The organism is Devosia pacifica (genome assembly GCF_014652635.1).
GTDB lineage: Bacteria > Pseudomonadota > Alphaproteobacteria > Rhizobiales > Devosiaceae > Devosia > Devosia pacifica.
On sequence record NZ_BMZE01000001.1, the window covers coordinates 868,566 to 889,251 of the forward strand.

The following is a 20,686-nucleotide window of genomic DNA, read 5'->3' on the forward strand; positions in this document are numbered from 1 at the left end:
GAACAGGAATGACCCGGATGTTTCGCGCCCCTTTTGCTTTCCGCCTTCTGGCTGCAGCGCTGTGCCTTCTGGCCGGCGTCTTCGCGCCGATAGCAGTCAGCGCCCAGGACAATACCAGCCAGATCCGCGAACTGATCGCGGCCATGCCCGATGCCAGCCTGCGTGAACTCGAGGAGATCGTCTCCAGCCTCGCAGCGACGGGTAATACCGACGTCGTCCCGGTTCTCGAGGCGCTCGGCGAAGGCGACCTCTACTTCAATGAAGAAACCGGCGATGTCGTCATCGTCACACGCAACCGCATGTACGATCCCGTCACCGAAGAAGAGATCGCGCCGGTTGGCGAAACCGATTTGTCGCGTATCCGGGTCAACAACGGGCTTCGCCGTGATATCGACGCGACTATTGGCGGCATGACGCTGATGGCGGACGATCCGCAGACGCGTATCAGCGCCGCCCGCACCATGGGTGCCTCTCCGGATGAAGAGAACATTCCTCTGCTCGATGAGGCGCTCGCTGCCGAAACCGATCCTGCCGTGCGCACCGCGATGGAAAATGCCCGCGCCGTAACCATCCTGGGCATGCCGGATGCAACACTCGAACAGAAGCGCCAGGCCGTGCCAATCGTATCGCGCACGTCCGGCGGCGCTGCCATCGTCACCCTGCGCAGCGCACTCAATGAAGACACGCCGGAAGAGCTGCGCGCCGATATTGAATCTGCCATTGCAGGGCTCGAACAGGAGCGTGCCTTTTGGCAAGCCGCGCAGAACGTCTGGTTCGGCCTGTCGCTGGGGTCTGTGCTCTTGCTGGCCGCCATCGGCCTCGCCATCACCTTCGGCGTCATGGGCGTCATCAACATGGCGCATGGCGAAATGGTGATGCTCGGCGCCTACACGACCTACGTGGTGCAGGAGACCATCCGCCAGAATTCACCCGAGCTTTTCGATTATTCCCTGGCAATCGCCTTGCCGCTGGCCTTTCTCGTCACGGCGCTCATCGGCGTCGCCATCGAGCGCGGGATCATCCGCTGGCTCTACGGCAGAGCGCTCGAAACCCTTTTGGCCACATGGGGTCTCTCGCTGATCCTTCAGCAGACGGTGCGGTCGATCTTCGGGCCGACCAACCGCCAGGTTGGCAATCCGAGCTGGATGTCGGGTTCGTTCGACTTCTACGGTCTGTCGATCACCTATAGCCGCATGTGGATCGTCGTCTTTGCGATTGTTGTGTTCGCCGCCCTGCTGGTTGTCCTCAACCGTACCTCGCTCGGCCTGCAGATGCGTGCCGTTACACAGAACCGCCGCATGGCATCGGCCATGGGCATCCGCACGCCTTTCGTTGATGCCATGACATTCGGTCTCGGCTCCGGAATCGCCGGCCTTGCCGGTGTGGCGCTCAGCCAGATCGACAATGTCTCGCCCAATCTCGGCCAGGGCTACATCATCGACAGCTTCATGGTGGTGGTGTTCGGAGGCGTCGGGAATCTCTGGGGCACTCTCGTGGGTGCGCTGACGCTCGGCATCGCCAACAAGTTCCTCGAACCCTATGCAGGAGCCGTTCTCGGCAAGATCCTGATCCTCGTCTTCATCATCCTGTTCATCCAGAGGCGTCCTCGTGGCCTCTTTGCACTCAAGGGAAGAGCGGTCGACGCATGATTACGCAAGCCCTGTTCCGCGCCCTCGACAAGAAGGCGATCTGGGTGGTGGCCATCCTGCTGGTCATCGCTCTCGCAGTTCCCGCGGCCAACCTATTGATCCCTCCCGGCTCACCCGGTCACGTGCCAAACTACCTCGTCACCTTGTTCGGCAAATACCTTACCTACGCAATGCTGGCGCTGGCGCTCGATCTGGTGTGGGGCTATTGCGGCATCCTCTCGCTCGGCCACGGTGCTTTCTTCGCACTCGGCGGCTATGCCATGGGCATGTACCTCATGCGCCAGATCGGCGATCGGGGCGTCTACGGCGACCCTGTGCTGCCCGACTTCATGGTATTCCTGAACTATTCCGAACTGCCCTGGTTCTGGCAGGGCATGGACCAGTTCTGGTTTGCCATGCTGATGGTCGTGCTGGTGCCGGGTCTTTTGGCCTTTGTCTTCGGCTGGTTCGCCTTCCGCAGCCGCGTTACTGGCGTCTATCTGTCGATCATTACCCAGGCGATGACCTACGCCCTGCTCCTCGCATTCTTTCGCAACGATATGGGCTTCGGCGGCAATAACGGCCTGACCGACTTCAAGGATATCCTCGGCCAGCCGATTACCGCCACAACCACGCGCGCCTCGCTATTCGCAGCCACGGCCATCGCGCTCGCGCTGTCGGTCTTCATCTGCTCGATGATCGTCAACTCCAAGCTCGGCAAGGTGATGATCGCGGTTCGCGATGCGGAAAGTCGCGCGCGCTTTCTCGGCTATCGCGTCGAGTACGTGAAGCTGTTCGCCTTCGTCGTCTCTGCCGTAATCGCCGGCATTGCCGGTGCGCTCTATGTGCCGCAGGTCGGCATCATCAATCCGGGCGAATTCGCCCCAGCCAATTCCATCGAGGTCGTCATCTGGACTGCCGTCGGCGGACGCGGTACCATTATCGGGCCGATTATCGGCGCCATTATCGTCAATATGGGCAAATCCTACTTCACCGGAGCGCTGCCGGAACTGTGGCTGTTTGCTCTTGGCGGATTGTTCGTGTTCGTGACCCTGTTCCTGCCCAAAGGGATTGTGGGGCTTATCGGGCAGTGGCGCGGCTATTCCGAATGGCGCAACCGCCCCGCCCCGCCAAGCGATGGCGCGCCGTCCGGCGAGGCACATGCCTCTGATCTCGCCGAACGCGGCGAGAACACCAAGACCGTCACCCGCGCCCCACAACCGAAGCCTGCGGAGTAGCACATGAGCAAGGCACTCGACACGATGCTGTATCTCAATGGCGTCTCCGTCTCCTTTGATGGCTTCAAGGCGCTCAACAGCCTCTCGATCATCGTCAAGCCGGCCGAGATGCTTGCGATCATCGGCCCGAATGGCGCCGGCAAGACGACGATGATGGACATCATTACCGGCAAGACCCGGCCCGATGCTGGCGAGGTCTATTTCAACGGGCGCACGGACCTCACGAAGCTCGATGAGGCCGCAATCGCCAATCTCGGGATCGGACGCAAATTCCAGAAGCCAACCGTCTTCGAAAGCCAGAGCGTCTGGGACAATCTCGAGATGGCGCTGAAAAAGCCACGCGGCATCTTCTCCACCTTGTTCTACGCCTCGGATCGCGAGGACAAGGACCGCATTCTCGATATCCTCGAAACTGTCCGGCTAGCCGGCCGCAAGGATGACCTGGCCGCCAATCTGAGCCACGGCCAGAAGCAGTGGCTCGAAATCGGAATGCTCTTGGCACAGGACCCAAAGCTCTTGCTGGTGGATGAGCCCGTCGCCGGCATGACCGATGCCGAGACTGTCGAAACGGCCAACCTGCTGCGCGAAATTTCGAAGACCCGCTCGGTCGTCGTTGTTGAGCACGACATGAGCTTCGTTCGCGATCTCGATACCCGCGTTACCTGCCTCGCCGAGGGTACGGTTCTGGCCGAAGGCTCGCTCGAGCAGGTCAGCGCCAATCCAACCGTCATCGAACGTTATCTGGGACGCTAGACATGACCAGCGCACTCGTTATCGACTCGCTCGATCTTCACTACGGCGCAGCCCAGGCGCTGCGCCGCGTCAGTATCGAATGCCGCCCCAACCGCATAACTGCTGTTCTCGGCCGCAATGGAGTGGGCAAATCATCAACCCTGCGAGCCATTACCGGCATCAACGCGATCAGCGCCGGAGAGATCAGCTTCGGCGACGAAACGCTGCGCCGCTCTCCTCCCTATAAGCGCGCCCGTATGGGCATCGGCTACGTGCCGCAGGGCCGCGAAATTTTTCCATTGCTGACAGTGCGGGAAAACCTGCAGACGGGCTATGCCGGTCTGAAGCATTCCGAGCGCAATGTACCCGACTATATCTTCGAGCTGTTCCCGGTCCTGAAAACCATGCTCAACCGGCGTGGCGGCGATCTGTCGGGAGGGCAGCAACAGCAGCTGGCAATCGCGCGGGCACTGGTCACACGGCCCAAGGTCCTTGTGCTCGATGAACCGACCGAGGGGATTCAGCCCTCAATCATCAAGGATATCGGTCGCGCCTTGCAGTTTCTGCGCGACGAAAAAGGGATGACCATTCTGCTGGTCGAACAATATCTCGACTTCTGCCGCGAAATTGCAGACGACATTTACGTCATGGACCGAGGCGAGATCATGCACGCCGGGCCGGCTGAAGACCTCGACCGGGAGGATGTGCGCCGCCACCTGATGGTGTGACAAAAAAAGGCGCCCGACCAAGTCGGGCGCCTTCGAAACCCAAGGGTTTCTTACGAATTACATCGCGTCGTCTTCCATGCCCACAAGGCCGGCATCCATGCATGCCTGCAGGTCGATGGTGTCGAGGTCGATCGTGGTGGTCGCATTCTCGAGGTCATTCACGTCAGGAGCGTCCTCGATAGTCGCATCGATCGAGCCGGCGCTATCGTTGTCTTCCTCGATGCCGTCGTCATTGTCGTTGGCGATGGAGTCCGTCGCGGAAGCCACAAACAGCTCGTCGCAGCGAGCTTCGACTGCGGCCATATCGTCTTCGGAAATCTCGGTGCCGTTGATCATGGTCTGTGCGGCAGCCGGGCCAGCAAAAGCAAGAGCAGCGCCGATGGCGAATGTGGAGACCAGAGTCTTGATATGCATGATATGTCCTTACCGTTTATTTGTTCTTATAGAGAACGTTGTCTCGTGCATCAAAACGTGCCCTCTCCACTTTCGTTGCAAAAAAAATGCTCTCAATTTGGTGATTGCTGAAATGTCGGCCGCTCCCGTCTCCAAAGTACAGGCAGTGGTACGGCCGAAGCTACAACGCGCGTCGGGCATCGGACGCATAGGTGTAGCCGGCGGCGCGGTTGGCACCCGGCTTGCAAAGCTGTGGCAGCAGGAGTGTTGCAAGATCCGCATTCCGCGCAGTCACGGCCACGGCATGGAGGCTGCGCTGATCAATACCTCCGGCGGTATCACCGGCGGCGATTCGCTGGAGTGGTCTGCCACAGCTTCAGGGCAAGCTCACCTGACGGCTACAACACCTGCCTGTGAGAAGGTCTATAGGTCGGATGGCGCAGATGCACATGTCGCGGTGACCCTCAGGGTTGAGGATACCGCGGTCCTGAACTGGCTGCCGCAGGAAACGATCCTGTTTGAAGGCGCACGCCTGAACCGGCGAATAGAAGCCGATCTCTCCGCCGACGCGCGCCTTGCTCTTCTTGAAGCCGTCGTAATCGGGCGCAGTGCCATGGGCGAACGCGCGCCTGGTGCCGCGTTACGCGACCAATGGCGCATCCGCCGCAACGGAAAGCTGATCCATGCCGAGGCCACAGACCTGGGCGCCAACGACACGCGCCGGGATGCCCGCGGCTTGCTGGCCGGCAATACCGCTTTCGCGACGCTGGTCTATCTGGCGCCAGACGCCGAGAAACGACTGGAGATGCTTCGCAGCCTCATGCCGAATAGCCACGGCACTGCCGCAAGCGCGAGCCCCGGGCGTCTGGTTGTTCGCTTTCTGGCGGAGAACGGCCTTGCACTTCGCCGCCAGATCGTTCCCACTATCGAAACCGTGCTGGGGCCGTCCGGCCTGCCCCGCATCTGGCACATCTGAGCGTGTGAAAGAGACAAGATGAACCTGACGCCTAGGGAAAAAGACAAACTGATGATCGCCATGGCCGCTGTTGTGGCGCGTCGGCGGCTCGAACGTGGGGTGAAGCTCAATCATCCCGAAACGATCGCCCTGATCACCGATTTCGTTGTCGAGGGCGCGCGCGATGGGCGCCCGGTGGCCGAACTCATGGAAGCTGGCGCGGAGGTCGTCTCACGCGATCAGGTCATGGAGGGCGTCGCCGAGATGATCCACGACGTTCAAGTCGAGGCAACGTTCCCGGATGGCACCAAGCTGGTCACCGTCCATCAGCCAATCCGCTAAGGAGACGATCCATGATTCCGGGTGAAATCATCACGCGCGAAGGCGAGCTTGAACTGAACGCGGGCACCGAAGCCATCACGCTCGAGGTCGCCAACACCGGCGATCGTCCCATCCAGGTCGGCTCGCACTACCACTTCTTTGAAACCAATCCGGCGCTTGCCTTTGATCGCGAAAAGGCTCGTGGCAAGCGTCTCGACATCGCCGCGGGCACAGCCGTTCGTTTCGAGCCGGGCCAGACGCGTGAAGTGCGCCTCATCGATTATAGCGGCAATGGCGTCGTCATCGGGTTTCGCCAGGCCGTCATGGGCGAACTGTAAGGGTCCGGCATGTCGAAACGTCATGCGCCCTGCTGCAGCTCGACGCCATGGCCGACTGACAGTCGGACATGCGACATGCCAACGACTATGATGGCGCTAAATCCATGTTAGTTTCCCGCCAAAATTCCGGGCCAGAGGGGGCCGATCAGTTTGGGGGAGGTCACACGCCATATTCGCCTGCGCGGCATTCACGCTACGCTCGGCATCATCGTCGGCAGCTTCGTTCTTGTGCACCTGCTCAATCAGGCGGTCGCTGCATTCGGCGAACAGCCCTACGACCAGATCCTGCAGGCGCTGCGTCTTGTCTACCGTCAGCCCATCGTCGAACTTCTTCTAGTGACTGCCGTCCTGGTTCAGGTAGCGCTCGGACTGCTGATGGTCCGGCGTGCCGCAAGCCGCGCCAACGACCGTGTGCACTGGCTGCAATTGCTGGCCGCCGGTTACATGGCGCTCTTCATCAGTGCGCACCTCATCGCGATCCTGCTGGCGCGAACCGTATTCGGTGTGGATACCGGCCTGAGTTTTGCGACCCTCGGCTACCAAACACTGCCCGGCGCCCTTGCCATGAGTCTCATCCACTTCCTCGCGATCATGGCCTTCTTCGTGCATGTCGCCTGCGCTCTTTACTGGCGCGGTTACGACTACGATCGCGAGCGCGCGGAGAAACGCTTCTCGGCCATCATCGCCTTCGGCTGCATAATGGCCCTTGCTGCCGCGTTCGGCCTCTGGCGTACGGCGGAGATCGCCACGCTCGCCTAAACAACATTCAGTATTTTCGAACACCGGGGATTTTGCCCAGATGAGCACCAAGGAGCTCGACTTCAAACAGCGGATGAAATCCGTGTTGCAGGACCTGGAAAGCCGTGGCCGGCGCGACCCGGAGGCCATGTGGCTGCTCGGCGGTATTGCCTCGGGCCTCGCGCGCGAGTTCGGTGTCAGCAACTGGACATTGGCCAAGCGTCGCATATCGCGCCAGACCTATGATGTGCTGATCGACAAGTTTCAGGAAGAAGGCAATCACCACCATCGTGAAGGACGCATCAAGCAGGCTTATGCCATCCAGGCGCTGGCGCTGTCGCTGATTGCGCCGACGCAGCCCGACCTGCAGGTGCGTCAGGGTGGCCATCTGCTCGACCAGCTGATTGATCGCGCCATCCTGTTCTATCGCCAGGGTGCCAAATCATCTTGAGCCACTCACCTAAAGCAAATCGACTAATCTGCCGCCTGTGAAACACGTCTTCGGAGATTGCCATGCCAGCCCGCATTAGCCGCGCCACTTATGCAGATATGTACGGCCCCACCACTGGTGACCGCGTCAGGCTGGCTGACACCGAACTCTTCATTGAGGTCGAAAAGGATTTCACCACCTATGGCGAGGAAGTGAAATTCGGCGGCGGCAAGGTGATCCGTGACGGCATGGGCCAGTCACAGAGGACGCGTGCACAAGGCGCTGTCGATACGGTCATCACCAACGCTCTGGTGGTCGATCACACAGGCATCTTCAAAGCCGATATCGGCCTCAAGGAAGGGGTCATTACCGGTATCGGCAAGGCAGGCAATCCCGATACGCAAGAAGGCGTCGATATCATCATCGGTCCATCGACCGAGGTGATTGCCGCCGAAGGCAAGATCATCACAGCCGGCGGCTTCGACTCTCACATTCACTTCATCTGTCCGCAGCAGATCGAGGAAGCCCTGATGAGTGGCGTCACCACCATGCTCGGCGGCGGCACGGGTCCGGCGCACGGCACTCTCGCCACCACCTGCACCGGTGCCTGGCACATCGGCACCATGCTCGGCGCATTTGATGCCTTCCCGATGAACCTCGCGCTGGCCGGCAAGGGCAATGCTTCAGTTCCGGCGCCGCTTGAAGAAATGGTGCGCGCTGGCGCCGCCGCCCTCAAACTGCACGAGGACTGGGGCACGACACCTGCTGCCATCGACAACTGCCTCGCCGTCGCTGATGATTTTGACGTTCAGGTGATGATCCACACCGATACCCTCAACGAGTCCGGTTTCGTTGAGGATACGGTCGCAGCCTTCAAGAACCGCACCATCCACGCCTTTCACACCGAAGGCGCCGGCGGCGGGCACGCGCCCGACATCATCAAGGTCGCGGGCCTTGATAACGTCATCCCCTCCTCCACCAATCCCACACGGCCTTATACCCGCAACACCATTGCCGAGCATCTCGATATGCTCATGGTGTGCCACCACCTCGATCCGGCCATCCCCGAGGACGTCGCGTTTGCTGAAAGCCGCATCCGCAAGGAAACCATCGCCGCGGAGGACATCCTGCACGATATCGGGGCCTTCTCCATCATCGCGTCAGACAGTCAGGCAATGGGCCGTGTCGGCGAAGTGCTGATCCGCACCTGGCAGACCGCCGACAAGATGAAGCGCCAGCGCGGCCGCCTGCCGGAGGAAACCGGCGACAACGACAATTTCCGGGTCCGGCGCTACATCGCCAAGTACACGATCAACCCGGCAATCGCCCACGGTATCTCGCAGCACATCGGGTCCATCGAAGTCGGCAAGCGCGCCGACCTCGTGATGTGGAACCCCGCGTTTTTCGGTGTGAAGCCGGACATGGTCCTGCTTGGTGGCATGATTGCCGCCGCCCCGATGGGCGACCCCAACGCCTCGATCCCCACGCCCCAGCCGATGCACTATCGGATGATGTTCGGTGCCTATGGCGCAGCCCGCAAGCGCTCGAGCGTCAGCTTCGTTTCAAGCGCGGCTCTCGATGACGGAATTGCCGAGCGCTACAACCTCGAAAAGACGCTGCTGGCCGTCGAGAACACGCGCGGCGGCATCGGCAAGCGCTCGATGATCCATAACAGCGCGACCCCGCATATCGAGGTCGACCCGGAAACATACGAAGTGCGGGCGGACGGCGAATTGCTGACCTGTGAGCCGGCAACCGAACTGGCGATGGCGCAACGCTACTTCATGTTCTGACGAGAACCGGACCACACTGGCGCCATACTGGCCACGCAACCTGACCTGCGAAAATGGAGGCCGCTCGCATGAAGATAGTCTCACCTGCCACCGCGCTATGCGTGCTCGGTGCCCTCATGTCTCCTGCATTGGCTCAGGTCGACGTATCCGCGCGCACGTCGCTCAGCCTGGAACTGACCAGCCCCAGTGATATCGAGGTCCTGAGTGTCGACTATCGCTGCGACACCATCGAACCGCTGACAGTTCAGTACATCAACGCCGCGCCGAACTTTCTCGCGCTGGTCCCGGTGAACGACGAAACACTGGTGTTCGCCTCCGTCCTCTCTGGTTCCGGAGCGCGCTACACGGCAGCCACCTGGGTGTGGTGGAGTTCCGGCACGGAAGCGAGCCTTTATGATCTGACGCTTGGTGAGGACGCAGAGCCTGTGGCCACCTGCGGCGAGGCCAACGACATCCCCTGAGCAGACAACACCATCAAGCCGTCCAGACGAGAACCCGAATGCTGCGCGCCACTACCTTCATTCCGCCCGGCCACGACAAGCCCGCAGGATTTGATCATGTCGTTCTGAACCATGATGAGCGTCGGTTGCGCCGCAAGCTGCTCTATCTCGCCGGTGGTGGCGAGATGATCGTTGATCTGCCGGCAACCACGACCCTGCCGCACGGCAGCGCGCTCGTCCTCGATGATGGTCGTCTGGTCGATGTACGGGCGAGCGAGGAAGACCTGCTGGAGGTCCGCGCGCGTTCAGATGCTGATCTTGTGCGGCTCGCCTGGCATATCGGCAACCGGCATACCCCGGCGCAGCTTGATGCTGAACGTATCCTGATCGCCGCCGACCACGTCCTCAAGACCATGCTCGAAGGCTTGGGCGCGACCGTCACGCCTGTTCGTGCGCCGTTCGCGCCGGAGCATGGCGCCTACCACGCGCATGAACACGCCAGCACAAATCACGCGCTGGCCCGGCACAAATGATCTCTGCCTCGGGCCTGCAACGGCTGCTTGCCTGGCTTTCCCCCGCCTTTCCAATTGGAGGCTTTGCCTGGTCTGCCGGACTTGAGACAGCCATTGCTGACGGCCACGTCTTCGACGCAGCAACGACGAGCGAATGGATTGCCTCGTCGTTGCACGCAGGCTCTTTACGGGTAGATGCGGTGCTCCTCGCCGAGGCGCACAGGCAGTCGCACGACCGCGCCGCGCTGGCCGATACGGCCGATTGGTGCCTCGCCCTGACAGCCGCGCGCGAGCGGCGCGAAGAAACGCTCGCTATGGGCAATGCCTTTATTCGTGCGGCTTCAGCGTGGGACACGACGGCAGTGCATCACCTTCCGGAAGAGTGCCCATATCCTGTCGCCATCGGCGCAATTGCCGCGTCGCAAGCCGTACCGCTCGATGCGGCCTTGGTAGCGCACGCCACCAGCACCGTTCAATCTCAGATCTCGGTCGCCGTGCGGCTTGTGCCCATCGGCCAGAGTGATGGCCTCACGATCCTTGCCGGGTTGGAGCCGGAAATCCTTCGTCTATCCACTTGGGCAACCAATGCAACGCTGGCGGATATCGGCACGATGTCCTATGCCGCCGACATCGCGCAAATGCGCCACGAAACGCAGACGACGAGGATCTTCAGATCGTGACCACGGCCATTGCTGCCCTGATGTTCATTCCCCTGCTCTCGATCGGCTTTGCCCATATATTATGGGCAACAGGCATGACCTGGCCGATCCAGGACGAAAAGCTTTTGGCGCAAACGGTCATCGGCACGCCCGGCATCGAGCGGCTTCCCTCTGGCTGGCGCGTGTTCGCGACCGGTGCTTTGGCACTGGTTTCCGGCGTCATGGCGCTGGCTTTGGCCGACCATGATAGCGGCGGCCTCTGGCTCAGCCTTCTTGGCCTGCCATTCGCAGCGCTTTTTCTCGCACGCGGTATCATCGGCTACACCAGCCGTTGGAAAGAGCAGCGCCCGGAGCCGAGCTTTCGCTTCAATGACAGCCGGGTCTATTCTCCCCTGTGTATCGCCATCGGCATCGGGTTCGTGGCGCTCGTCTGGTTCCGCTTGTTCTGAAAGGCAGTGACATGAGTTCTTCAAATGGTCCGCTCCGCATCGGCATTGGCGGCCCCGTCGGTTCCGGCAAGACAACGCTGTGCGAGATGCTTCTGAAGGCCATGCGTGACCGCTACTCGATGGCGGTCGTCACCAATGACATCTACACCCGCGAAGACGCGTTGATCCTCGCGCGCGCTCAAGCGATCTCGGAAGACCGCATCGTCGGTGTCGAGACCGGCGGCTGCCCGCATACTGCGATCCGCGAAGATGCCTCGCTCAATCTCGCGGCGATCGACGAGCTCAACCGTAAGTTCCCCGATCTCGATATTATCCTGATCGAGAGCGGCGGCGACAATCTGGCCGCGACGTTTTCTCCTGACCTTGCGGACATGACGCTTTATGTCATCTCGGTCGCGCAAGGCGAGAAGATCCCGCGCAAGGGCGGTCCAGCGATCACCCGGTCGGACCTGCTGATCGTCACCCATACCGATCTTGCGCCGCATGTCGGCGCCAGCCTGGAGGTGATGGACGCCGACACCCGCAAGGTACGTGCAGGACGTCCCTACGTGTTTGCTGATCTACTGCGCCATGAAGGGATTGAAGAGATCATCGCCTTCATCGAGAAGGCTGGCGGTCTGCAACGTTCCGCTGCGGAATAGCATGGACCATTCCGCAGCGTGTTTGCCGGCTATTCGGCAGATTGGTCGTCGGGCCTCGCTGCGGCGCGCACCATCGCGATCACCGAACGCGGATGCAACGTGACGCCCTCATCGGTGACATCGGTGTTGCCGGACTGATCCGAACTGAATCCGACTTCCCAATCGCCCTCGGGCAGGCGTGCCAGTACCTCTTCCGCGCGCCGGTTGAACCATACCAGAACCTCGTCGCCCCGGTTGCGCAGCCACATGCCGAGTGTCGAACCATGCGGGTCGGACCACTCCGCCTCGTTCATCTCGTGGCCTTCCGGATGCAGCCACACCACGTCGCGCTTGCCCTGCCGCTTCTTGCCGGTCAGGAAGCTGTCATATGTCAGCGCCGGGTGTGCCTTGCGAAACTTGTGGAGCCCCGCGAAATAATCGACAAGCTCGCCATCCGCGCCCTCCCAGTCCACCCAGGTGATTTCGTTGTCCTGGGCATAAGCATTGTTGTTGCCCTGCTGGGTGCGGAACATCTCGTCACCCTGCTGGATGAGCGGCGTGCCGCGCGACATCATCAGCGTCGCGAGTAGCGCCCGCACATCGCGGCGCCGCGCTGCTACGATTTCAGGATCGTCCGTTTCCCCCTCGACGCCGCAGTTCCATGACGAGTTGTGGTTGTGCCCGTCATTGTTGTTCTCGCCGTTCGCCTCGTTGTGCTTCTCGTTGTAGCTCACGAGATCGCGCAGCGTGAAACCATCATGGACCGCCAGAAGGTTGACGCCATGCCCGGGCCGGCGTCCCCCATGATTGAAGTTGTCGGCTGAGCCGGCGACCTTGCCGGCCAACGCACCCAGCTTGTGGTCGTCACCGCGCCAGAAGCCGCGGATCTCGTCGCGGTAAGTGTCGTTCCACTCGCGGAATTCCTTGCCGAACTGGCCAAGCTGGTACCCGCCCGGGCCCGGATCCCACGGTTCGGCGACAAGGATCGATTTCGAAAGGACCGGGTCGGCCTTGATCTTGTTGAGCATCTCCGCCTCGGGGTTGAACCCCGGATCGCGCCCAAGCACCGGTGCGAGATCGAACCGAAACCCGCCGACGCCCATCTCCTGGACCCAATAGCGTAAGCTTTCGATCACCAGCCGCTGCACTGCCGGATGGTCACAGCGCAGCGTATTGCCGGTGCCAGTATCGTTAACCATGTGTTGACGTCCGTCGGCCTCGACGTGACGGTAATAGGTGCGCGCGTCGAGCCCCTTGAAGCTCAGCACCGGGCCTTCTTCGTTGCCCTCACCCGTATGGTTGTAAACGACATCCAGAAGCACGGCGATGCCATTGCGGCGATAGAGGTCCGTCAGATGCCGCAACTCCTGCGGCCCGCGCGGCGCCAGCCTCGGGTCTACGGCAAAATAGCTCACCGGGTTGTAGCCCCACGCATTGGTCAGCCCGAGTGCCGGCAAATGTCCATCGTCGATCCACGCGGCGATCGGCATGAGTTCGACAGTATCGACACCGAGATACTTGAAGTGATCGATCACCCGGCGCGTTGACAGCGCGGCAACAGTGCCACGCAGCGGCCCCTGAACGCTCGGGTGCCGCATGGTATAGCCGCGCACGTTCAGCTCATACATCAGCGACGGATTCTTGCGCCGCGGTGTCGAGAGCGGGTTGCGCTCTCCGACGACGATCGATTTCGGGATCAGCGGCGCGGTATCGACAGCGTCCTCGCGCGGCAGGCGCAGGCGCGGCGAGCGCACGAACACCCGGTCGAGCCGGCGGGCGTAGGGGTCCACCAAAAGCTTGTTCGGGTCGAAATAATACCCCTGCTCAGGATCGTAACGACCATCAGCCCTGAAACCATATCGTGCACCGGGAACAACATTGGCGATCAGCCCGGCATGGATATTATCTTCGTGCACGTCGAGCTCGAAGCGATCGATTTCCTTGTCGAGTTCGTCATAGAGCGAAACCCAAAGAACAGAGGCCGTCTCTGAATATACAGCGAAATTGACCCCTTCTTCTGTAACGGTCGCGCCAAGATGCTGGGTGCGCCCCCCATTGGGGACCAATTCTGGTTTCATGCCGTTCTCAACTCAAGTGATCACGCTAGGGGAAGTTCGCCCGGTGCGGGCACGAATTTGGCTCAGGCTCTCAGCGATTTCTATCTGCTGCGCCAATGCTGTTTGCGTCTCGAGGTCATGTTGACCCGCCGGCGGCTCGTACCGCTCGAGATAGACGCGCAACGTCGCCCCGACAGTCCCGGTTCCGCTCATGCGAATGACGACGCGGGAGCCGTCCTTGAACACGATGCGGATGCCCTGCTTGTGTGCCGTCGAGCCATCCACCGGATCCGTGTAGGAAAAATCATCGGCGCTGCTTACCTCAGCGCCATTGATTTGCGTTCCCGGCAGTCCATCCAGTTTGCCGCGCAAATCGTCCATTATGGCGTTCGCCACGTCGGACTCGACTTCCTCATAGTCGTGACGCGTGTAGTAGTTGCGCCCATATGCGGCCCAATGCTCCGTCACGATCTCGTCGACGCTTTGCTTGCGTACAGCGACAATATTGAGCCACAGCAGCACGGCCCACAGCCCGTCTTTCTCACGAACATGGTCGGACCCGGTACCGGCACTTTCCTCGCCGCATATCGTCACGCGCCCGGCGTCGAGTAGATTACCGAAGAACTTCCAGCCGGTCGGCGTCTCGTGCATCTCGATGCCACGCTTTTCCGCAACGCGGTCGGCGGCGGCGCTTGTCGGCATCGAGCGTGCAATACCTGCAATACCCTTGCTGTAAGCGGGGGCCAGATGCGCATTTGCTGCTAGAAGCGCCAACGAGTCCGAAGGGGTCACGAACCGACCGCGCCCGATGATCAGATTCCGGTCGCCATCGCCATCTGAGGCCGCACCGAAATCCGGGCCATCGGGCTGCATCAGGGCGTCATACATATCCTTGCAGTAGACAAGGTTTGGGTCCGGGTGGCCATTTCCGAAGTCCGGCGACGGCGTGCCGTTAACGACTGTGCCCGCAGGCGCACCAAGCCGGTTCTCGAGGATTTCGTGCGCATACGGCCCGGTGACCGCATGCAGCGCATCGAAAGTCATCGTGAACCCGGATGAGAACAGATCGCAGATCGCGTCGAAATCGAACAATTCTGCCATCAGTTCCGCGTAATCCGCGACCGGATCGATGACTTCAACGCTCATCTCGCCAACCGTCTGAGTGCCGATTGCCCCGAGGTCAAGATCTGGCGCCTCGATGATCTGATATTGCTCGATTACCTGGGTACGCTGGAACACAGCGTCGGTGATCCGCTCCGGTGCCGGGCCGCCATTCGCGACGTTGTACTTGATGCCGAAATCGCCCTCGGGGCCGCCCGGATTGTGGCTGGCTGAAAGAACGAGACCCCCGAAGGCCTCGTAACGGCGAATGATGTTCGACGCTGCCGGCGTCGACAGCAAACCGTTCTGCCCTACCAGCACTTTGCCGAAGCCATTGGCGGCGGCGATCTTGATCGCCTTCTGGATTGCGGTTTCATTATAGAATCGCCCGTCGCCGCCGATCACCAGCGTCTTGCCTTCAAACCCTTCAAGGCAGTCGAAGATCGACTGTATATAGTTCTCGACATAATTCGGCTGCTGGTAAACCTTTACCCGCTTGCGCAGCCCAGAGGTTCCGGGCTTCTGGTCGGGATAGGGCTTGGTCTCAATCGTCTTCTTGGTCATCGCTCTTCAGTCCCAACAGGTTCGTGTAAAGGTCCGCATAGCGCGCGGCACTGGCATCCCACGAAACCTCGGATTTCATTCCCCGTCTTTGCATCTTGCGCCACGTCACCGGGTCACCCCACAGGGAGAACACCCGCGCAATCGCGTCCTTTAGGGCCTGCTCGGTTGGCGGCGCGAACTGTATGCCCGTGGCAACCCCGGCATTCACTGCCGCTATATTGGCATCGATCACCGTGTCGTTGAGCCCGCCAACCCGGCTGACCAGAGGCACCGCGCCATAGCGCAGCGCATAGAGCTGTGTCAGCCCGCATGGTTCGAACCGCGACGGCACGAGGATGACATCGGCTCCGCCCTGCATCAGGTGACTGAGCTTCTCGTTGAATCCCGTGCTCAACCCCACCTGCCCCGGATGCCGCTCGGCGGCCCTCAGCACCGCGGTCTCTAGCGCAGCATCTCCGGAGCCGAGCACCGCAAGCTGCCCGCCCCGCGCAACGATATCATCGATGGCATCTGCCAGCAGATCGATGCCCTTCTGCCATGTCAGACGGCTGACGACTCCAAACAACGGCCCTTTGCTGGGCTCAAGCGAAAACGCGCTGCGCAACGCATCAGTATTGCGATAGCGCTTGTGCAGCGTGTTGAGCGAAAAGGTCTGCGTCAGGCTCGGGTCGACCGCCGGATCCCATTCGCGCATATCGATGCCGTTGAGGATTCCAAGGACGGTCGCAGCACGGTTGTTGAGCAATCCTTCCAGCCCCATCCCGCCGCTGCTGGTGCGGATTTCTGAAGCATAGCTAGGGCTTACCGTCGTGACGACGTCGGCACACTCCAGCCCGGCCTTGAGATAGCCGACGCCGCCATAATACTCGACGCCATTGACCGAGTAGGCCTCGGACGGCAACTGCAATTCACCAAAGATATCTGAACCAAAGCGCCCCTGGAACGCCAGATTGTGCACCGTCATGACGCTGCGCACCGTGCTCGGCCCGCCATATTTCAGGTAGGCCGGCACCAAACCTGCCTGCCAGTCATGGGCATGCAGAATATGCGGCTGATATCCCTGCACCAGCCCCTGAGACAGACGATGCGCCACAAAGCTCAATGCGGCGAAGCGGCGCCAGTTGTCCGGCCAGTCCCAACCGTCAGGACCGGTATAGGGATTGCCTTCGCGATCGAACAGATGCGCTGCATCGAGAACGATCAGATCGAGATCCGCCACGCGGCAAGCCAACAGGCTTGCCGGTCCGCCGAACAGATCGTCAAACCGGGCAACAGTCCGGGCGCTGCCGATCTTCTCTGTCACAGCGGGATAGCCGGGGATGAGGGTGCGCATTTCTATGGCCTGTTCCGCCATAGCGCGCGGCAGCGCCCCAACAACGTCGGCCAGCCCACCCGTCTTGATCAGTGGATAGACCTCGGATGCAACCGAGAGGACTTCGATCATCTGTTAGCCAGGTATTTGTCGATCATCGCTTGGGTAATCAGCGTCACCCCCTCACCCGACCTGTTGAACCATTTGGCGTCGAATTCCGGGTCTTCACCGACGACGAGGCCTTCCGGTATGCTGACGCCGCGGTCAACGACGACCTTTTTCAGCCGCGCGCCACGCCCGATATCGCAATATGGCAGCACCACCGCCTCGGTGAGCTCCGAATATGAATGTACGCGACCGCCGGTGGAGAGCAGCGTGTGCTGCAGCATGCCGCCTGACACGATGCAATCGCCCGACACCAACGAGTTCACGGCAGAACCCCGGCGCCCATCAAAGTCATGAACGAATTTCGCCGGCGGCGTAATCTCCGCGTAAGTCCAGATCGGCCAGTCGCGGTCGTAAAGATCGAGCTGCGGCGTGATATCGGTCAGATCGATATTGGCCTTCCAATAGGCGTCGATCGTTCCGACATCCTTCCAGTACGACACCTCTTCATTGGCTGAACGCACGCATGAGCGCGGGAACCGGTGAGCCCATGCAGTACCGTTCTTCACGAGATAGGGAATGATGTCCTTGCCAAAATCCCGGCTGGAGCCCTCGGTCGCCGCATCGCGACGCAACTGCTCCATCAAAAAGCGCGTCTCGAAGACATAAATGCCCATTGAGGCCAGCGCATAGTCCGGCTTGTCTGGAATGGAAGGCGGGTCCTTCGGCTTTTCGACGAAGTCGACGACCCGGTCGCGACCATCGACATGCATTACCCCGAATGCCGTGGCTTCTGCGCGCGGCACCTCAAGGCAGCCAATGGTGACGTCGGCGCCGGTGTCGACGTGCTGGCGCAGCATGATTTCGTAGTCCATCTTGTAGACGTGGTCGCCCGCAAGAATGACGATGTAGCGCGCGCCGTAGTCCTCGATGATGTCCATGTTCTGGTAGACGGCATCCGCGGTGCCAGCATACCACATATCTTCCTTGACCCGCTGGCTTGCCGGCAGGATGTCAAAGCTCTCGTTACGCTCCGTTCGCAGGAAGTTCCAGCCGCGCTGCAAATGGCGGATCAGGCTATGCGCCTGATATTGCGTGGCGACCGAGATGCGGCGAATACCCGAATTGATGGCGTTCGACAGCGCGAAGTCGATAATCCGCGCCTTGCCGCCAAAATAGACAGCCGGCTTGGCACGCCGATCGGTCATCTCCATCAGGCGCGTGCCGCGTCCGCCCGCTAGGACATATGCCATGGCGTCACGGGCCAGTGGTGATGGAATGCGGTAATCAGCCATGTTCTGTCCTCCTCAGGGCGCCCGGTTGACCGGGCTTTTTGTGCAGTGTTCGAGAAAAGCTCATATTCCCTCGAACTTTAAAATCAGGGTTGAAAGTGGCGGCAGAAACAGGCTGGCCTCGGCCGGCATGTGCCGATCATCGACGGCCCGTGCCATCACGGCACCCTGGTTACCTGCGTTGGACCCGCCATACCAGCCGGCATCCGTGTTTATGCGCTCCTGCCAGCGGCCCGCCAGTGGCATCGGCATCGTGTAGTTTTCACGCGGGATCGGGGTCATGTTGCTCACAACCACCACCGGATCGGAATCGGGGGCGCGCCGGAGCCACGCGAAAACCGAATGGCCCAGATCGTTTCCGACGATCCACTCAAACCCGTCAGGCTCGCAATCGCGCTGATAGAGGGACGGCAACTCCTTATAGGCAGCGTTCAGATCCGCCACCAGGCGCCGCACACCTTCATGCATGCTGGCATCCAAAAGGTACCAGTCGAGCGCACGCGCGTCTTTCCATTCCTCACGCTGCGCAAACTCCTGTCCCATGAACAGCAGCTTTTTGCCCGGGTGCCCCCACATGAAACCGTAATAGGCGCGGAGATTGGCAAACTTCTGCCAATCGTCTCCCGGCATCTTCTCGAGCATCGAGCCCTTGCCGTGCACCACCTCGTCATGGCTGATCGGAAGGACGAAGTTCTCCGAGAACGCATAGACGGTGCTGAACGTCATGTCGTTATGGTGATAGCGGCGATGCACCGGCTCACGGCTCATGTAACGCAGGCTATCATTCATGAAGCCCATGTTCCATTTGAACCCGAACCCCAGCCCGCCGACATCCACCGGCGCGCTCACGCCTGGCCATGCGGTCGACTCTTCCGCCACCATGAAGCTGCCCGGGTTAAGCCGGTAGGCTTCGGCATTGACCTTCTTTAAAAACTCAACCGCCTCTAGGTTCTCGTTGCTCCCGAACCTGTTGGGCACCCACTGCCCGCTCTGGCGCGAATAATCGAGATAGAGCATCGAAGCGACGGCATCGACGCGCAGCCCGTCAATATGGAACACTTCGAGCCAGTAAAGCGCACTGTTCAGCAGATACGCCGCAACTTCCTTGCGCCCGAAATTATAAATCGCCGTGTTCCAATCGGGGTGATAGCCCTGCCGCGGGTCCGCATGTTCATAAAGCGCGGTGCCATCGAAGCGGCTCAGCCCATGCTCATCGGTTGGAAAATGCGCAGGGACCCAATCGAGAATGATCCCGATGCCTGCAGCATGTGCTGCATCGACAAACCGTGCGAAGCCCTTCGGGTCTCCAAACCGCGCGGTTGGCGCGAATAATCCCGTGGGCTGATAGCCCCAGCTCGGATCGAACGGGTGCTCACTGACTGGCAGCAGCTCGATATGGGTGTAGCCCATGTCCGCCGCATAGGGCACGAGTTGTTCGGCGAGCTGGTCATAGCTGAGGAAGCTGCCATCGGGGCGCTTCCGCCAGGAGCCGAGATGCACCTCATAGACAGACATCGGGCTGCGGCGCCAGTCCTGCTCGGCACGGCGCGCCATGTAAGCGTCATCTGTCCATTCGAACGGTGCCGGATCCGGCACGATCGAGGCTGTACGCGGCCGCATCTCAGATTGGCGGGCATAGGGGTCAGCCTTCAGAGGCAGCAGACTGCCGTCACTTCCCACGATCTCATACTTGTAGATCGTTCCGGGTCCGAGTTTGGGGATGAACACTTCCCAAATGCCGGTATCGCGCCGCTTGCGCATCGGATTGCGGCGCCCGTCCCAGTCGTTGAAGGCGCCAACGACACTCACACGCTGGGCGTTGGGCGCCCAAACCGCGAAATGCGTGCCTTCAATGCCGCCGAACTCGATGGCATGGGCGCCGAGCTTGTCGAAGAGGCGTAAGTGACTGCCTTCGCCGATATAGTAGTCGTCCATTGGCCCGAGCACGGGGCCATACGTGTAGGGATCCTGAACCTCCCACTCACCACCGTCGTTTCCGGCGCGGTAGTAGATCGGCTGATACCCGTCGACTTTCACACGTCCTTCGAACAGGCCTGCAGAATGCCGCCGCTCGAGCGTTCCAAGTTCGGTGCCGTCACGCGTAAAGGCACGAAGGGTCTCGGCATGGGGCACGAAGGCGCGAAGCACCCAAACGCCTTGAATTTCATGTAGCCCGAGAAACGAGAACGGATCGTGATGTTTGCCGTTGACGATCGCTTCCACGTCGCCCGGCTCCGCTTGCCATGTCCCGGTATTCACTGCGCGCCCCTAAACTGATCCA

Annotated in this window: 21 protein-coding genes; 15 read left to right on the forward strand and 6 right to left on the reverse strand. The window is 60.8% G+C overall.

The window, feature by feature from the left end:
- Positions 1-17: 17 nt before the first annotated feature.
- From urtB to urtE, 4 genes are read left to right on the forward strand one after another with little or no spacing between them, the layout of a single operon-like run.
- A complete protein-coding gene (urtB, locus tag IE127_RS04410; protein ID WP_189423757.1) occupies positions 18-1,649 on the forward strand; it encodes an urea ABC transporter permease subunit UrtB in 1,632 nt (543 codons plus the stop codon).
- Positions 1,646-2,866 (forward strand): urea ABC transporter permease subunit UrtC, encoded by a 1,221-nt coding sequence (gene urtC, locus IE127_RS04415; protein ID WP_189423759.1) that lies wholly within the window; start codon positions 1,646-1,648, stop codon positions 2,864-2,866. Before urtB ends, urtC begins: the two co-directional genes overlap by 4 nt.
- 3 nt (positions 2,867-2,869) lie before the next feature.
- Complete coding sequence (gene urtD, locus IE127_RS04420; protein WP_189423761.1) at positions 2,870-3,619, forward strand: urea ABC transporter ATP-binding protein UrtD; 750 nt, start codon at positions 2,870-2,872, stop codon at positions 3,617-3,619.
- Positions 3,620-3,621: 2 nt separating this feature from the next.
- Positions 3,622-4,326: an urea ABC transporter ATP-binding subunit UrtE gene (gene urtE / locus IE127_RS04425; RefSeq protein WP_189423763.1), complete on the forward strand. Its 705-nt coding sequence runs from the start codon at positions 3,622-3,624 to the stop codon at positions 4,324-4,326.
- Between the two features lie 57 nt (positions 4,327-4,383).
- Here urtE and IE127_RS04430 read toward each other — a convergent pair whose 3' ends face one another.
- The gene (locus IE127_RS04430) at positions 4,384-4,740 is read right to left on the reverse strand and encodes a hypothetical protein (protein ID WP_189423765.1); all 357 of its coding nucleotides are present in this window, start codon (positions 4,738-4,740) and stop codon (positions 4,384-4,386) included.
- Between the two features lie 112 nt (positions 4,741-4,852).
- Between IE127_RS04430 and IE127_RS04435 the strand changes: the two genes are divergently transcribed.
- The 11 genes from IE127_RS04435 (at position 4,853) to ureG (ending at position 11,995) form a co-directional block, all read left to right on the forward strand.
- Positions 4,853-5,695: an urease accessory protein UreD gene (locus IE127_RS04435; RefSeq protein ID WP_244639925.1), complete on the forward strand. Its 843-nt coding sequence runs from the start codon at positions 4,853-4,855 to the stop codon at positions 5,693-5,695.
- An 18-nt stretch (positions 5,696-5,713) separates the two neighbouring features.
- Positions 5,714-6,016: an urease subunit gamma gene (locus IE127_RS04440; RefSeq protein ID WP_189423767.1), complete on the forward strand. Its 303-nt coding sequence runs from the start codon at positions 5,714-5,716 to the stop codon at positions 6,014-6,016.
- 11 nt (positions 6,017-6,027) lie between these two features.
- Positions 6,028-6,333, forward strand: a complete 306-nt coding sequence (locus IE127_RS04445) for an urease subunit beta (protein WP_189423768.1) — start codon at positions 6,028-6,030, stop codon at positions 6,331-6,333.
- A gap of 150 nt (positions 6,334-6,483) precedes the next feature.
- Entirely contained in the window at positions 6,484-7,092 is a 609-nt protein-coding gene (locus tag IE127_RS04450; protein WP_189423770.1) for a hypothetical protein, read from the forward strand.
- A 40-nt stretch (positions 7,093-7,132) separates the two neighbouring features.
- Entirely contained in the window at positions 7,133-7,522 is a 390-nt protein-coding gene (locus IE127_RS04455; RefSeq protein WP_189423772.1) for a hypothetical protein, read from the forward strand.
- A 62-nt stretch (positions 7,523-7,584) separates the two neighbouring features.
- Positions 7,585-9,294, forward strand: a complete 1,710-nt coding sequence (gene ureC, locus IE127_RS04460; protein ID WP_189423781.1) for an urease subunit alpha — start codon at positions 7,585-7,587, stop codon at positions 9,292-9,294.
- A 68-nt stretch (positions 9,295-9,362) separates the two neighbouring features.
- Complete coding sequence (locus IE127_RS04465) at positions 9,363-9,755, forward strand: MliC family protein (RefSeq protein WP_189423783.1); 393 nt, start codon at positions 9,363-9,365, stop codon at positions 9,753-9,755.
- Positions 9,756-9,793: 38 nt separating this feature from the next.
- Positions 9,794-10,267, forward strand: coding sequence for an urease accessory protein UreE (locus IE127_RS04470; RefSeq protein ID WP_189423785.1), 474 nt, complete (start codon positions 9,794-9,796; stop codon positions 10,265-10,267).
- On the forward strand, positions 10,264-10,926 hold the full coding sequence (locus IE127_RS04475) for an urease accessory protein UreF (protein ID WP_189423787.1): 663 nt from the start codon (positions 10,264-10,266) through the stop codon (positions 10,924-10,926). Before IE127_RS04470 ends, IE127_RS04475 begins: the two co-directional genes overlap by 4 nt.
- Positions 10,923-11,354 (forward strand): DUF3995 domain-containing protein, encoded by a 432-nt coding sequence (locus IE127_RS04480; RefSeq protein WP_189423789.1) that lies wholly within the window; start codon positions 10,923-10,925, stop codon positions 11,352-11,354. Before IE127_RS04475 ends, IE127_RS04480 begins: the two co-directional genes overlap by 4 nt.
- Positions 11,355-11,365: 11 nt before the next feature.
- Positions 11,366-11,995, forward strand: coding sequence for an urease accessory protein UreG (ureG, locus tag IE127_RS04485; RefSeq protein WP_189423791.1), 630 nt, complete (start codon positions 11,366-11,368; stop codon positions 11,993-11,995).
- A gap of 29 nt (positions 11,996-12,024) precedes the next feature.
- Here ureG and glgX read toward each other — a convergent pair whose 3' ends face one another.
- Genes glgX through glgB form a run of 5 tightly spaced genes read right to left on the reverse strand, consistent with a single transcriptional unit; the run spans position 12,025 to position 20,664 of the window.
- Complete coding sequence (glgX, locus tag IE127_RS04490; protein ID WP_189423793.1) at positions 12,025-14,052, reverse strand: glycogen debranching protein GlgX; 2,028 nt, start codon at positions 14,050-14,052, stop codon at positions 12,025-12,027.
- 12 nt (positions 14,053-14,064) lie between these two features.
- On the reverse strand, positions 14,065-15,696 hold the full coding sequence (locus tag IE127_RS04495; protein ID WP_189423795.1) for an alpha-D-glucose phosphate-specific phosphoglucomutase: 1,632 nt from the start codon (positions 15,694-15,696) through the stop codon (positions 14,065-14,067).
- The gene (gene glgA, locus IE127_RS04500) at positions 15,677-17,137 is read right to left on the reverse strand and encodes a glycogen synthase GlgA (protein ID WP_210310442.1); all 1,461 of its coding nucleotides are present in this window, start codon (positions 17,135-17,137) and stop codon (positions 15,677-15,679) included. Before glgA ends, IE127_RS04495 begins: the two co-directional genes overlap by 20 nt.
- The gene (gene glgC, locus IE127_RS04505) at positions 17,137-18,408 is read right to left on the reverse strand and encodes a glucose-1-phosphate adenylyltransferase (RefSeq protein ID WP_189423799.1); all 1,272 of its coding nucleotides are present in this window, start codon (positions 18,406-18,408) and stop codon (positions 17,137-17,139) included. The genes glgA and glgC overlap by 1 nt, the downstream gene beginning before the upstream one ends.
- A 60-nt stretch (positions 18,409-18,468) precedes the next feature.
- Positions 18,469-20,664, reverse strand: coding sequence for a 1,4-alpha-glucan branching protein GlgB (glgB, locus tag IE127_RS04510; protein WP_189423801.1), 2,196 nt, complete (start codon positions 20,662-20,664; stop codon positions 18,469-18,471).
- Between the last annotated feature and the right edge of the window lie 22 nt (positions 20,665-20,686).

Coding starts and splice junctions, on each gene's coding strand:
- urtB (WP_189423757.1), top strand. CDS start 18: ATGTTTCGCGCCCCTTTTGCTTTCCGCCTTCTGGCTGCAGCGCTGTGC.
- urtC (WP_189423759.1), top strand. CDS start 1,646: ATGATTACGCAAGCCCTGTTCCGCGCCCTCGACAAGAAGGCGATCTGG.
- urtD (WP_189423761.1), top strand. CDS start 2,870: ATGAGCAAGGCACTCGACACGATGCTGTATCTCAATGGCGTCTCCGTC.
- urtE (WP_189423763.1), top strand. CDS start 3,622: ATGACCAGCGCACTCGTTATCGACTCGCTCGATCTTCACTACGGCGCA.
- IE127_RS04430 (WP_189423765.1), bottom strand. CDS start 4,740: ATGCATATCAAGACTCTGGTCTCCACATTCGCCATCGGCGCTGCTCTT.
- IE127_RS04435 (WP_244639925.1), top strand. CDS start 4,853: ATGTCGGCCGCTCCCGTCTCCAAAGTACAGGCAGTGGTACGGCCGAAG.
- IE127_RS04440 (WP_189423767.1), top strand. CDS start 5,714: ATGAACCTGACGCCTAGGGAAAAAGACAAACTGATGATCGCCATGGCC.
- IE127_RS04445 (WP_189423768.1), top strand. CDS start 6,028: ATGATTCCGGGTGAAATCATCACGCGCGAAGGCGAGCTTGAACTGAAC.
- IE127_RS04455 (WP_189423772.1), top strand. CDS start 7,133: ATGAGCACCAAGGAGCTCGACTTCAAACAGCGGATGAAATCCGTGTTG.
- ureC (WP_189423781.1), top strand. CDS start 7,585: ATGCCAGCCCGCATTAGCCGCGCCACTTATGCAGATATGTACGGCCCC.
- IE127_RS04465 (WP_189423783.1), top strand. CDS start 9,363: ATGAAGATAGTCTCACCTGCCACCGCGCTATGCGTGCTCGGTGCCCTC.
- IE127_RS04470 (WP_189423785.1), top strand. CDS start 9,794: ATGCTGCGCGCCACTACCTTCATTCCGCCCGGCCACGACAAGCCCGCA.
- IE127_RS04475 (WP_189423787.1), top strand. CDS start 10,264: ATGATCTCTGCCTCGGGCCTGCAACGGCTGCTTGCCTGGCTTTCCCCC.
- ureG (WP_189423791.1), top strand. CDS start 11,366: ATGAGTTCTTCAAATGGTCCGCTCCGCATCGGCATTGGCGGCCCCGTC.
- glgX (WP_189423793.1), bottom strand. CDS start 14,052: ATGAAACCAGAATTGGTCCCCAATGGGGGGCGCACCCAGCATCTTGGC.
- IE127_RS04495 (WP_189423795.1), bottom strand. CDS start 15,696: ATGACCAAGAAGACGATTGAGACCAAGCCCTATCCCGACCAGAAGCCC.
- glgC (WP_189423799.1), bottom strand. CDS start 18,408: ATGGCTGATTACCGCATTCCATCACCACTGGCCCGTGACGCCATGGCA.